Source organism: Kitasatospora sp. NPDC004272, assembly GCF_053603035.1.
In genome coordinates, this window is record NZ_JBSGET010000112.1 from 15319 (window position 1) to 27608 (window position 12290).

General features: G+C 74.6%; 14 protein-coding genes. 8 read left to right on the forward strand and 6 right to left on the reverse strand.

Annotated features, from left to right (window positions below; genetic code table 11):
- Positions 1–107: 107 nt before the first annotated feature.
- On the reverse strand, positions 108–1823 hold the full coding sequence (locus tag ACWEO5_RS28280) for a thiamine pyrophosphate-binding protein (protein ID WP_452165032.1): 1716 nt from the start codon (positions 1821–1823) through the stop codon (positions 108–110).
- 717 nt (positions 1824–2540) lie between these two features.
- Here ACWEO5_RS28280 and ACWEO5_RS28285 point away from each other — a divergent pair.
- Positions 2541–2942 carry a hypothetical protein gene (locus tag ACWEO5_RS28285; RefSeq protein WP_452165033.1) on the forward strand — a complete coding sequence of 134 codons (402 nt, stop codon included), beginning with the start codon at positions 2541–2543 and terminating at the stop codon, positions 2940–2942.
- 292 nt (positions 2943–3234) lie between these two features.
- Here the strand turns inward: ACWEO5_RS28285 and ACWEO5_RS28290 are convergent, their stop codons facing one another.
- Genes ACWEO5_RS28290 through ACWEO5_RS28300 form a run of 3 tightly spaced genes read right to left on the reverse strand, consistent with a single transcriptional unit; the run spans position 3235 to position 4415 of the window.
- Positions 3235–3405 (reverse strand): hypothetical protein, encoded by a 171-nt coding sequence (locus tag ACWEO5_RS28290; RefSeq protein WP_452165034.1) that lies wholly within the window; start codon positions 3403–3405, stop codon positions 3235–3237.
- A 15-nt stretch (positions 3406–3420) separates the two neighbouring features.
- A complete protein-coding gene (locus ACWEO5_RS28295) occupies positions 3421–3906 on the reverse strand; it encodes a hypothetical protein (RefSeq protein WP_452165035.1) in 486 nt (161 codons plus the stop codon).
- On the reverse strand, positions 3903–4415 hold the full coding sequence (locus tag ACWEO5_RS28300) for a hypothetical protein (RefSeq protein ID WP_452165036.1): 513 nt from the start codon (positions 4413–4415) through the stop codon (positions 3903–3905). The genes ACWEO5_RS28295 and ACWEO5_RS28300 overlap by 4 nt, the downstream gene beginning before the upstream one ends.
- A 64-nt stretch (positions 4416–4479) precedes the next feature.
- On the opposite strand from ACWEO5_RS28300, the gene ACWEO5_RS28305 reads away from it, so the two are divergent.
- Both ACWEO5_RS28305 and ACWEO5_RS28310 read left to right on the forward strand, forming a co-directional pair.
- Positions 4480–5094 (forward strand): hypothetical protein, encoded by a 615-nt coding sequence (locus tag ACWEO5_RS28305; protein WP_452165037.1) that lies wholly within the window; start codon positions 4480–4482, stop codon positions 5092–5094.
- A gap of 284 nt (positions 5095–5378) precedes the next feature.
- Positions 5379–6821 (forward strand): hypothetical protein, encoded by a 1443-nt coding sequence (locus tag ACWEO5_RS28310; protein WP_452165038.1) that lies wholly within the window; start codon positions 5379–5381, stop codon positions 6819–6821.
- Between the two features lie 73 nt (positions 6822–6894).
- Here ACWEO5_RS28310 and ACWEO5_RS28315 read toward each other — a convergent pair whose 3' ends face one another.
- Positions 6895–7389 carry a hypothetical protein gene (locus ACWEO5_RS28315; RefSeq protein WP_452165039.1) on the reverse strand — a complete coding sequence of 165 codons (495 nt, stop codon included), beginning with the start codon at positions 7387–7389 and terminating at the stop codon, positions 6895–6897.
- 483 nt (positions 7390–7872) lie between these two features.
- Between ACWEO5_RS28315 and ACWEO5_RS28320 the strand changes: the two genes are divergently transcribed.
- The 3 genes from ACWEO5_RS28320 to ACWEO5_RS28330 all read left to right on the forward strand — a co-directional run bounded on the left by ACWEO5_RS28320 (position 7873) and on the right by ACWEO5_RS28330 (position 10931).
- Positions 7873–9423, forward strand: coding sequence for a replication-relaxation family protein (locus ACWEO5_RS28320; protein WP_452165040.1), 1551 nt, complete (start codon positions 7873–7875; stop codon positions 9421–9423).
- Between the two features lie 499 nt (positions 9424–9922).
- A complete protein-coding gene (locus ACWEO5_RS28325; protein ID WP_452165041.1) occupies positions 9923–10477 on the forward strand; it encodes an NUDIX domain-containing protein in 555 nt (184 codons plus the stop codon).
- A gap of 166 nt (positions 10478–10643) precedes the next feature.
- The gene (locus ACWEO5_RS28330; protein ID WP_452165042.1) at positions 10644–10931 is read left to right on the forward strand and encodes a hypothetical protein; all 288 of its coding nucleotides are present in this window, start codon (positions 10644–10646) and stop codon (positions 10929–10931) included.
- 223 nt (positions 10932–11154) lie between these two features.
- On the opposite strand, the gene ACWEO5_RS28335 is transcribed toward ACWEO5_RS28330, so the two are convergent.
- Entirely contained in the window at positions 11155–11358 is a 204-nt protein-coding gene (locus ACWEO5_RS28335) for a hypothetical protein (RefSeq protein ID WP_452165043.1), read from the reverse strand.
- On the opposite strand from ACWEO5_RS28335, the gene ACWEO5_RS28340 reads away from it, so the two are divergent.
- Both ACWEO5_RS28340 and ACWEO5_RS28345 read left to right on the forward strand, forming a co-directional pair.
- Positions 11348–11494 (forward strand): hypothetical protein, encoded by a 147-nt coding sequence (locus ACWEO5_RS28340; protein WP_452165044.1) that lies wholly within the window; start codon positions 11348–11350, stop codon positions 11492–11494. The genes ACWEO5_RS28335 and ACWEO5_RS28340 overlap by 11 nt on opposite strands.
- Positions 11491–12201, forward strand: a complete 711-nt coding sequence (locus ACWEO5_RS28345) for a hypothetical protein (RefSeq protein WP_452165045.1) — start codon at positions 11491–11493, stop codon at positions 12199–12201. The genes ACWEO5_RS28340 and ACWEO5_RS28345 overlap by 4 nt, the downstream gene beginning before the upstream one ends.
- The last annotated feature ends 89 nt before the right edge of the window (positions 12202–12290 follow it).

A 12290-nucleotide genomic window follows, 5' to 3' on the forward strand; every position in this document is an offset into this window, starting at 1 on the left:
GGGTGACGTCCACGGAGGCCTCGTCGAAGCCCCGGTCCGCCAGCACGTCGTCCGAGCGGCTGCCGCTGCGCCAGCCGCCGCGCGCGCACCGGCCCCGTGCGCGGGTTTCAGCTGCCGGGAGGCAGGGCGACTTCGACGAGTCGGGGCGCCGGGTGCTCGAACGCTTCGGTCAGCACGTCGTGGAGCGCGTCGCGGGTGTCGACGGTGCGGGCGTCGATGCCCATGGCGTGGGCGAGCGAGGAGAAGCGGACGGCGGGCGAGACCAGGTCCAGTCCGGGCAGCGGGGGCGGGGTGGGGTCGTCGGGCCGCATCCGCCGCCAGTTGGTGTCGAGCACCTGGTAGCGGGTGTTGTTGACGACCAGGAAGGTGACCGGCAGCTGCTGGCGGGCCGCGTTCCACAGCGACTGCGGGGTGTAGAGGGCGGCGCCGTCGCCGACCACGCACAGCACCGGTGCCCCGTCGGCGGCCAGCGCGGCGCCGCAGGCGGCTGGCATGGCCCAGCCCAGGCCGGCGTTGGCGGGGGCCAGGTACTGGCCGGCGGTGGGCAGGCGCAGGTGGCGCCAGAGCGCGGGGCGGGTGGAGAGCGCTTCCTCCACCAGGAAGGCGTCCCGCGGCAGGGTGGCGGCCACGGCCCGGGCCACTTCGTCGTGGGTTGGCCGGCCGTGGGCGCGGCGGTCCGGGGCCGGGGGCCGGACCGGTCCCGGGGCGGTGGTGGAGTCCGGGGCGGGGCCGTCGGCCGCCGGGTGCGGTTGCCCGGACGGGCGGCGGCGCGGCCCGATCTCGGCGCGCAGCGCGCGCAGGGTGGCGCCGACGTCGCCGACCACGCCCAGTCGCAGGGCCTTCTGCCGACCGAGCGCGGTCGGGTCGGCGGTGATCTGCAGGAGCTCGATCCGTTCCGGGAGCAGGGGGGAGCGGGTGTAGACGTAGCCGGTCAGGGCCCGGCCGCCGACCACCAGGACCCGGTCGAAGCCCGCCAGGCAGGTGCCGAACCCGTCGGCGGCTGCGTGCAGGAAGCCCCGCCAGAGCGGATGGTCGGTGGGGAAGGGGTTGCAGCCGGGCCAGCTGGGGCCGAAGACCGGGGCGTCGAGCAGTTCCGCGAGCAGCCTGCCCTCCTCGGCTCCGCCGCTGCCGACGACCTCGTCGCCGTAGACCAGGGCGAGGCGCCCGGAGGGCGTGGCGAGCAACAGGTCCGCGAGGTCGCGGACCTCGCCGCCGGCCGCGGGGAGCACGGTGGACCGGTCGGGCGCGCCGGGACCGGCCTCGTCCAGGAAGTTGACGGGCAGTGAGAGGAAGACCGGCCCGGTGGGCCGGGCGGCGGCCAGTTGGAAGGCGCGGCGGCCCATGACGGCCAACTCGTGCCGACTGCGGGCCTCGTGGGACCACTTGACCAGCGGCGCGGCCAGGTGGGCGAGCTGGCCGGAGAGCAGCGGTTCCTGCGCGATGTGGCGGTAGTCCTGCTGTCCGGCGGTGAGGACCAGCGGGGTGCCGGCGGCTGCGGAGTTGGTGAGCACGCCCAGGCCGTTGCCCAGGCCCGCCGTGCTGTGGAGGTTGACGAAGGCCGGCCGACCGGTGAGCCGGGCGTACCCGTCGGCCATGCCGACGGCCACGGCCTCGTGCAGGCCGAGGACGAACTCGATGCCGGTCGGCTCCAGGCCGGCCAGCAAAGGGAGTTCGGTGGTGCCGGGATTGCCGAAGACGTGCCGCACGTCCTCGGAGACGAGGACGTCGAGCAGGGCCTGGGTGCCGGTCACCTCGGGTGCGGGCCGCGGGCCGCGGGCGGGCGCCGGGACGAGGGCGTCGGTGTGCGTGGTGCTGTCGAGCATGGATGCCCCTTCTGCGTGGGCTGGTTCGGATGCGCGGGCAGCGCTGCCCGGCCGTGGCTGTGGAGTCGGCGGCCGGTGAGGGTGTGCGGCGATTCTCTGCACTCACCGCAACAGCGCCCGCAGATCGAATATAGGGAGGGAAAGCGGGGTCATGAACGCTTTTTCTGCTGTTCCTGCCGCTTGCTCGGAGCACGACCGGCGCACTGGGGTCGTTTCAACTTCGTTGAAATCTCTAGGATTCGAATGAAATTAACACCACTGCAAACTTGAGCCCGATCGTGCCCCGATGTGTTGAATTGTTGAACCGCGGGGGAATGCATCGAAAGTTTCAGCAGTGTTTCGGGATGTCGATGTCGATGCGGAAAGTCACGGAATTCTCCGAATGAAATCGGCGGCCTGTCGCACCCTCGGCCCGCTCTTCGGCCTGGCGAAGACCAGCGGCAGCGTGCGTTCCACGCAGGTGGGTTCGTTCACGCCGACGTCGGGGCCTCGGAGGCATCCCCGGCGGCGGCCGGAAAAGCGGCCGCGCGCATCGGTCGTGGGCGCACGGCGGGGCCGAATCCTTCGGCCGTGCCCTATTCGGCGCACGGGCCTGCACACGGGCCTGCACACGGGCCTGCCGAAGCGGGCGGGAACGGTGCGACGCCTGTTCCGGTCGGCCCGCTCGCGGAGTTCGCCGACGAACTCCCGGCCGGCACCGCGGTTGCCGTCCTGGAGGTGCTCGCCACCCTCACCGCCACGCTCCAGCAGCGCGGCCCCCGCGCCCTGGCCCTCCTCGCCCCGACCCACCCGGCTCTCGCGGAAGTGCGCCGGCTGCTGCTGGCCGAAGCCGACCTCGAGCGCACCGCCGGAGCCCGCTCCGGATCCGGATCCGGTGGTCGGTCCCGTTCCCGCCGCCCGGCCACCGGGCCGGATACGGCCGAGGGCTGGGCCGAGCGCGGCGAGTACGGCATCGCCGAGCGGGTCTGGTTCTACGACCGCGACACCACCGAGGCCGGGAAGGCGGAGCGCGCGATCTTCATGGCGCTTCCCATCGCGGACAAGTACGAGGCGCTCCACCGCCAGGGCACCGCGCCCTGGCCGCAGATCCTTGCCGAGCTCACCGCCCGCCACGCCTGACCGGCGCCGCCCCGGGAGACAGATCACCGAGCGGTGGAGACAGATGGAGATAGATCATCAACGACCTACCTCCCGGCCGCTCCATTTGCCCGAATTATCTGTTTTCTTGTCTCCTCGAACCCCCGTTTTCCCAGGTGGGGACGTTTCCTGACTCCATCTGTCTTCGTGTGTCCACCTGTGTCCGGCCCGCTGCCGGCCGGGCTGGGGCGGGGCGGTCCAAGCACGGCTCCACCCGCGTCTCATGGGTCCGTTTCGGGTGTTTTGTTGGGTCGGGTCTGGGACCCCTCGGCGGCTACCGGCCGGGTGCGGCGGCCGCGGCGAGGAACGGCACCGGCGCATTTGCCTCGCGCAGGTGCAGGAGCTGGGCGGCTGCCTTCCCGTCGGGCGTCGCCTGGGTGCGGGCGGGGATCAGGGAGCCTATGCCGCGCGGCTGGGTGCTGGTCGCCGGCCCGTTCTCCCGCACGCCGGGCGGCGGTGGTCACCACGGCCGGTCGCCCGGCCCGGCGGGCAGGGTTCCGTGGTGGTGGCGGGCGACGGCTTCGAGCAGCGCTCGGCGGGCGTGGCGCCAGCGGACGTCTTCGGTGCGGCCGGCGTCGGCGGCCCAGTCGGGCAGTGGCCGGCCGTGGATCGCCGTGGTGAGCGCGCGGCCGAGTTCGTCGATCGCCTGCTGCCAGTCGGTCAGCTGCCCGAGCAGGCCGCGCACCAGTTCGTCGACGGCGGCCGCCGGGTCGGCGCCGAACGCCCGGGCCTCGGCGGCGGCCTCGGCGAGGACGTCGTCGTCCAGGTCCTCGAAGTCCTCGCGCCACACGGCGGCCCGCTCCTCGTAGGCGGCCAGCGCGGTGTGCAGCTCGGCCTCCAGGGCGGCGGGCGACCACGGCAGGCGGGTGCGGGACGGGCGGACGGTGGGGGACAGCGCCCGCCCGGCGGCGTCCGGGGCGAGCCCGCGCCGGGCGGTCCGGTTCATCCGGCCGCCGGCAGCTCGGCGGCGGCAAGGCCGGCGGCGGTGGCGGCCTCCATCTCGGCGGCCAGCACCTCGAGTTCCCGGGGCAGGTTGCCGAGCACGCAGGCCGGGAGGGCCGCGGCGATCGAGCAGACGGCGATCAGCGGCGTCCGCTCGCCGGGGCGGAGCTCGGGCAGGGTGCCGGTGGTGTGCGAGGCGCCGAGCACCACGTCGGCGGCCAGGGTGTGGCGCAGCTCCTCGGTCAGCAGGCCGTCGCTGCCCGGGATGATCTCGCGGCTGCTCGCCTTCACGATCGCCTCGGCCGTCCGCTCCAGCAGCCGGCCGTGCTCCTTCTCGCCCTGGCGGTCGGCCAACCGCTGCACCCACCGGGCCGCCGCCTCGCCCGTGTCGGCGGCCCGGTGCAGCGCCGCCAGCTCGACCGCGTGCCGCGCCTGGTCCTCGTGGTCGGGAACGTCGTCGTCGGGGGAGGGGAAGTGCAGCGGCGGCGGCGCGGGCAGCGGAGAGGTCGTCATGCCGGGTGCAACCGGCCCGGGGCCCGACCGGTCACGGGCAGCAGCGGGTGCAGCAAGGCTGCCCTTGCTGCACCCGGGCGTGCTGCTGCTTGCTGAGGAAGTGCTGCTGCACCCCGGACTGGGGTGTCGTGCGGGTGCGGGGTACGGGGCTGCTCTGCGTTCGTTCGATGCGGCGCTGCGCGTCGTGAGCCTGTTGCGCGTGTCCAAGGCGGAGGTGGCGCGTTGGTTGGACGTGGAGATAGAGCGGGCGCTCGAGGAACTTGTCAGTGCCGTTCGGCGTCGGCGCCGGGCGGTCGAACTCGTTCGGCAGGCAGATTCCGAGGTGGCGGAATGGACCGCCCGCGCGGTTGAGGCGAGATGCTCGGCTGAAGAACTCGCGTCCGCGCTGGCGGGCCTGGTGCCGGTGATGCCGGACAACGCCCGGCTGGCCAAGCTCTCCGCCCCCACCGTGGTATCGCAGAGGGAACCTGTCGGGGCTGATCCGGCGGAGCGGCTGTTCACGATCGAGCAGGCCTGTGCCGCGGGCGTCCTGCCGGTGAAGGCCAACGCGGTACGCGCCCGCAAGAGCCAGGCCGCGCGCCGTGGAGTCGCCTTCCCTGAAGGCCAGGCGGTCGTCGGCAGCCGGGCCCGTGCATACCCCGAGGCTCAGCTCAAGGACTCGTGGGCGCGAACTTCATAGGAGGGCCGGTCGTCGTCCGGCTGGAGGCCTCGCTGCGGAACGTCATCGAAACCGATCGGGGACAGCCCGGCGGTTGCACGGGACAACGTGCAGCGCTGCTGCACCGTGCAGCGGGACAACATGCAGCACCTGGTGCAGCGCCGCCCGCCGCTGCATCAGCAGCGGCGGGATTTTCGGACCGGTCCGCAATCAGGGTTCCTTGATGGCCGACCCGGCGGCGGTGAGTTTCGGATCGGTCCGTAATGGGCTGGGGCCTGGGCGATCGCCAGAGCTACGATCCGGGCATGCAAAACGGATCGGTCCGAAATTCCGGCGCCTCTGACGTGCTGTTCGAGGTGGCGTCGGGCGAGGTGTGCCAACGAGCGGGGTGCCAGAACTCGGTGCCGGCGGCGGATCCCGGCAAGCGCGGGCGCCGGTCGAAGTACTGCTCGACGGCGTGCAAGTCCAAGGCCGCCCGGGACAAGGCCAAGGCCGACGCCGCCCGCTCGGCTCTGGAAGGCCCGCGGGCCGAGCTGCTGCGGGGTGCGGAGGCCGCCGTGGACGTCGCCCTGGCGTTCCTGGACGCCGTGGACGCCGACCCGGTGGCCGCGTACGAGCAGTTCTTCACCGCCCACGCCCAGCTTGGCGCCCGGGTGTGCGAGGCGGCCCGGGACGTGCGCGATGAGATCCGCTGGCCCGGCTTGAGCGGCCAGGCGCTGGAGCTGCGCCGCGCCGAGGAGGACCTGACGCGCCCGGACGTCCTGGCCCGCGTCGCCCCCCGGCTGCTGGCCGACGAGCCGACTGGCCCCGCCTTTTCGGACCGGTCCGAAAATCCCGTCCCCGAGGCGGCCCCGAGCGCGGCCCCCATTTCGGATCGGTCCGAAAAAGTGCCCGCCCCGGCCGGCGGCGCGGCACCGGCTGTTTCGGACCGGTCCGAAAAGGCGCTCGTCCCCGCACCCGCCGCGCTGACCGCACCTGCTGCACGGCCTGCCGCGGGCGCGGCCGCGCAGCGCGTGCAGGACTTCGAGACGCTGCGCCGCGCGGCCTGCACCGATCCCGTCCGGCGCTTCGGCGCGCCGGAGCGCGTTGACGACCTGGCGGTGACGTTCGGACCTGGCTGGACTCTGGCCTCCTGGAGCGACCCGCAGGCCGTCGACGTCCAGCTGCTGCTGCACCGCGGGCGGCCGGTGGGCTGGACCGCGCCGCTGCCGGACGGCCCCTGGGGCCGGGCCGGGCACATCGCCGCCCAGCATCGCGACGACAGAACCGCCACGATCCTGACCGACCCGGTCAGCGGCACCCGCACCTTCCGTAGTACCGGCGACGCCCTGGACGCCCTCCAGCGCGCCCCTCTCCCCCCACCGGCACCGGCCGCGGCCGGCCTTCCCGACGGCGTCCCGCGCCTGGCCCTCGGCCAGCACCTGCGATCGACGCCCCCCACCGAGCGGGGCCTGGGCTCGCCCCACCGCGACTACGCCGGACCCGCCCTGGCCCGCCTCACCTGGCCCCACCGCGCCCCCGCCCAAGCCCTCGAACGCGGCGGCCACCTGCTCGGCTGGACCGAGCCCTACCAGGGCACCAACGACTGGGTCACCCTCCTCGGCGGCCGCCAGGTCGTCGACGCCACCGACGGCGAACCACTGCTGTCCGCCAACCCCGCCGACGCCCTCACCCTGCTGCGCCTGGCCTTCGACCAGGGCCTCGCCGCCGCCACCGCACCCCGCTCGCTCCCTCCCGCGCGGGGGTGATCCGCGGGCGGCCCGGACAGCACACCGTGGAGCGGATCTGTGCCGTTCGGACCGCCCGGCCCAGGCACGACCCCTACGGCCCGCAGTCCAGCTCTTGGCCGATGGCCAGGGCGTGGTCGATGAGCCGGCAGATCTGGGGGAGGTCGGCGGCGAGGTCGCCCAGCACGGTGCCGGGTGCGGAGGCGGTGGCGGTGCCGATGGCGGCCACCGCGACCCGCTCGGCCGGGGTCAGGTCCACCGGTCCGGTGCCGGGCCGCTGGAGGGTGAAGTGCGCCGGGTCGAGTTCGTAGAGGAGTTCGCCCTCCAGCGGGCCGTCGCGGTCGGTCACGATCTCCCGGGACAGGATCCGCTCCACGGCCCGGGCGTAGCGCTGCAGGCACCGGCGGTTGCTCTCGTCGTCCTGGCGCTCGGCCAGCGTCCGGATCCACAGTGCGGCGCGCACGCCCGTCCCGGCCGCCTCGGCGATCGCCTCCCGCTCCGGGCCGTTCAGGCCGTCGTAGTCGGGTCCGTCGTCATCCGGCTCGCCGCCGAACAGGATCAGGTCGAGCGTGCTGCTGGTGGTGTTCACCCGTGCTCAACCCGTCCCGGCCGCCGCGAGTCACGGTCTGCCGGGACAACCTGCGGGACAAGGGGGCCGGTGGCCGGGGCTGGGCTGCGTCCGGCGGTTGATGGACAGTTCCAGCAGCATGCGGTGCGCCGGTGGACAGGCCGCGCAGAAGCCCGACAGAGCCACCCGGCCGGTGCGTTTCCCCTGGACATCGCCGCGTTCCCCCTGGACAAGCCGCCCGGCGCACCCGGAGCGGGTTGTGCCGGGCCGCAGCACTGTGCCGGTCCGCCTGCTGCCGGTTGTGGTGTCGGTCACGGACATACCGGGAGGACAAGGCCCCAAGCCGGGGCAATTCGGGCGGGACAACCGGGCGGGACAAGGGTGTTGTCCAGACGGCGGACAAGGGGGGCCGGTGCAGGGTCGGCCGCAGCCGGGCGAGCGCCCGGGCACCGGGGCCAGCCATCGCGCCTGCCGCGGCCCGCTACCTGACGGAAGGCCACCTCGATGTCCACCACCCCGCCCGTCCCGCCCGCCGTTGCGGCTCCCGACGGCGACGGCCAGGCCGAGGAGCACCTGCCGCCGCTGCCGTCCCACCTGGACAACGCCACCGCCGACCGCTCCACCGCCACCTCCACCGGCCACTCCGCGCCCCTGGCTGCCAAAGACGGCGTTTCCGCAGCTCAGAGGTCCCGGACAGGGGGGTCGCGGGCGGGCGACAACCCCTTGGTCCCTGCTGTCGAAGACAGCGGGGACCGGTGGCGGGCGAAGTCGACCGCGCCGGTGCGCCGCGGAGTCCTGATCGCCCTCGCCCTCCTCCAGCGGGCCACCGCCCGGGAGCTGTGGCACCTGGTCCTGCCCCACCAGAAGGCGGACAAGGCCACCCGCCAGGCCCTGGTCGACCTCGAAGCCGCCGGACGGATCCGCGAGGAGCTGCGCCTGCCGGACGGGCGCAAGCTGTGGTGCCTGACCCGCTCCGGCCACCGCGAAGCCACCGCCCTCCTCCCGGCCGGCACCCGGATCTCCGCACTGCGCCCCGAGAGGGACGGCCGTGCCGCGGCGTACTCCGATCACGCCCTGGACGTCGCCGCCATCGCCGGCCTGCTCGCCCGCGCCGGTTTTGGGCACCTGGAGGCGTTCACCACCGAGGTCGAACACGTCGTTCCCGGGCGCCGTTCGCTGTTCACCGACCTGGTGCTGCGCGATGCCGGTGCCGACGTTCCGCTGCTCCTGGTGGAGGTCGACCGCGACAACGAGAGCGCCGGCGAGCTCGCCGAGAAGCTCACCGGCTACCGCGCCTGGTGCGAGCTGCCCGCCAAGGGTGTCTTGAAGGCGAAGTTCGCCGAGTCGTTGCGCGCCCGGGGTGCCCGTACCCACGAGCTGCGGCTGTGGCGCGCCCGCTACCTGGCCACCGGCCGCGAGGGCCTGCCCCCCGTCGCCCTGGTCCTGGTGCCTGGCCGCAAGCGCCCGCGCCCCGGCAGCAAGCCGCCCACGGAGGAGGAGAAGCGCGAACGGGCCCGCCGCGACCACGAGCGGCTCATGGCCCGCGGCCGCCGCGTCGAAGCCGCCACCGAGGCCCTCTGGTCCCCGCTGCCGTACTGGGGCGACGACACTACCGCCCGCGACTACCACCGCGCCCTGCCGGTCGTCGCCACCACCCTGCCCCTGCTGCGTGCCCGCGGCGCCGACGCCGCGGTGTGGCGCCGCTTCGGCCGCCCCGGCTGGCACACCCTCACCCAGGCGCTCGACAACCCCGACGGCGACCAGCTCCTCGCTGCCCAGCGTGCGGCCGCCGAGCAGGCCCGCCGCGAACAGCAGGCCGCCGCCCGCGAAGCCGGCCGTCCGGCCTGCACCCGCTGCGCCCAGAGGTTCACCGACGAGCGGTGGGCGGAGAAGGCGCGGGCGTTCTGGGACGACGGGCTGTGCGGGTCCTGCCGCCAGGCCGACGCGGAACAGCGCGAGCGCCGTGAAGCCGAGGAAGCGGCCGAGCAGCAGCGCGCCGTCGACGCCGGGGCCGGCGGTCCCGGACGCCGTCGTACCTGGTGGCACCGAAGCTGACTGTCCCGCCGCCGAAGCCGCGGCCGCCGAGGCCAAGCGCACCGGTCCTGACCCGGCCCTTTTCCCGGGTACAGGCCGCTGACCTGCACCGGGGAGTTTCGGCACCCTCGCTGACCTGCGATGGGGAGTTTCACCCCGGGGCGGTGAGTTTCGCCCCGGGGCCGCCGGTGAGTTTCGCCCCAGCCGCCGGTGAGTTCCGCCTCGGACCCGGTGAGTTTCGGGCGTCGTCGCAGGTCAGCGGCCGGTTAGAACGGACTGCGGTACGCCGTCCGGGTGGCGGCGGGGTTCGGCACGGCTGCGTGGTGGGCAGAGCCTGCGACATGACGACACCCATCACCAGGCGCCGCCGTCGCCGCCGCCCGGTCGCGCCTGTCGTGCCCGCTCCCGCCGTTCCGGTGCGCGCCGGATGGCCGTCGGCCCCGATCCGGGCGGGCAGCGGGTGCTGCCGGACCTGGTCGAGCGAGCATCTGACCCCGGGCGGGGTGGTCGTCCGCACTACTTGGCACGAGCCGGCCTGCCGGGCCTGGGCCCGGCGGTGACCGCCGGCACGGTGGCCGAGCCGGTCCGGGTGCGGGTGTGCGCGGTGCTGGTCCACGACGGCCGCCTGGCCCTGATCCGCCGCCACCGTTTGGCCGGTGAGCAGCACTCGCTGCCCGGCGGCGTAGTTGAGGACGGTGAGGAGCCGGCCGACGCGCTGCGCCGGGAGCTCATCGAGGAGCTCGGCCTCGACCTGGCGGTGCTGCCCGCGCCGCCACAGCTGCGCTTCGTCCAGGACCAGGAGACCGAGCGGCCGGGCGAGAGCACGCCGTTCCGGCGCCGGCACCTGGTCTACGTCGCCCACCTGCCCGACCACCTGGCGCAGGCCGTCGCCGCGGTCGAGCAGGACGACCCCGACGAGACACCGGTGGTGTGGCTGCCGGTGGCCGACGCGGCCGCCCTGCACCTCTACCCGGACGTCGGCACCGTCCTCGGCCAAGCCGCCCGGCCCGACGCCACCGCGGACGGCCCGCTGCTGCTCCCGGCGATGACCACCACGTCCTACCAGTGGCGCTGACCAGCCGGACGAGGGCCGCGCCCGGTTCGCCGACCGCGGCTCCACCGCCGACCCGGGTGATGAGTTCCGCGCTGCCTGGGTCTCGGCGGGCCGCCGGGCTGACCGTCGATGCGGCCGCGTACGATCCGCGAGTGCCCGAGACCACCGACTTGCCGCCGACTTCGTGATGCCCGAAGTCGAGCCCTACGACCACGCCGACCCCCGCGCCGCACAGGACGCGGTGATCTGGTTCGGTGAGCAGATCGCCGCCCAGGCCCGCGTCCGCTTCCCCGCCGAGGACCAGTGGCTGGAGCGGGCGTGCTGGCCCGCCGACCCGCCCACCGTCCCCCTCGACCAGTTCGACGGCTCCTTCTGGCCGTCCGTCCTGGTCGAGCGCCAGGAGGAACTGCGCGCCATCGCCGCCCAGGCCTGGCTCGCCCCGAAACCGGCCGCCACAGCCGACGCCACCGCCTGACCCGGTCTCGGTACCCAGGAGCGCGCCGAACTCCTCAAGGCCGCCCGCGAGAGCCACGCCGAGATCCAGGCCCTCGCCGAGGACGTCCTGCGCCGGCACCTGGACGCGGCCCGGCCCGGCGCGGTGCCCACCGTCCGGGAGTGCGTGCGGGAGGCCGCCGCCGCCCGCACCCTGCGCAAGGCCGCCGAGGTTCTCGGCATCGACGACGAGGACTGACCCGAAGTCAGGGGCGGGCCGCGCGGTAGCCGACGAGGGTGTCGAGGGCGGTGTTCGCGGCCGCGCGCCGCTCGGCGGCGGTCATCAGCTCGCACTCGCGGTACATGCCGTTGGTGGTGGCGCCCAGGCCGGCGCGGGCCAGGCGGCGGAACTCCGGGCTGGCGTGGCCGGGTGCGCCCGGGTCGGTCAGCTCCGGCGGCATGTCGCCCACCAGTTCGATGATCGCCCCGCACGCCGTCGCCGCCTCGGTGGAGGACGCGGTGAGCCTGACCAGGAAGAAGCACGACGGTCACCTCTATGGAGACGGCCTGTACCGGATCGTGCGTGTCGAGGAGGAACGGCCGTGACCACCGGCGCCGACCGAGCGCCCATGCGGCTGGAGCTGGCCCCATGCGGCAGCCGGCCCGCGCCCGCCCACCGGGACCTGGGCCGGGCGGTCCTCGACTCGGCGCTGGTGCGCGGCGCGGTCTGGCTGAGCTGGTCCGGCCACGACGGCATCCGCACCCTCCACCATGGCGTCGGCCTGGCCCGCAGCTGGGTGGAGAAGGACGTCGACAGCCTTGAGAGCTGGGCCGCCCTGGTCGACGGACGGCTCGTCACCGCCCCCGGCCGCGACGGCCGCACCCACCCGGTTGTACACACCGAGTCGTGGGAAGCCGGAGCCACGCTCCACGCCGCCCTCGCCTACCCGGACGACGACCGGGGCACGGACGAGGACGAACTCGACGGCCCCGAGGACGGCCTGCTCGGCGAGATACGCACCCGAATCCGCCGCGAGGCCGCCGGCCTCGCCCCGGCCGCCATCGACCGGGCCGTCGCCGACGCCCGCACCGACCTGCGCACCGCCGACCGGTATGCCGACGCCGGAGACGAGAGCGCCTTCGCCCGCGCCGCGCTCGTCCACCAGGAGTGGCAGCGCATCCGCGGCGAGACCGCCGCCAGCGGCCGCGAGGCCTACGACCGCGACCTCGGCCCGCACCGCGCCCAGACCGCGGCCCGCCACCGGCGCGACGTCGCGCAGTGCGCCGCCGAGGCCACCCACGACGCCCGCTAGTGCTCTGACCGAGAAGGTTCGCCGGGGTGAGTGCGATCAGTCGGATCGGGCTGCTTGCCACGTCCACGAGGTTCGGCGGGAAAGACCCT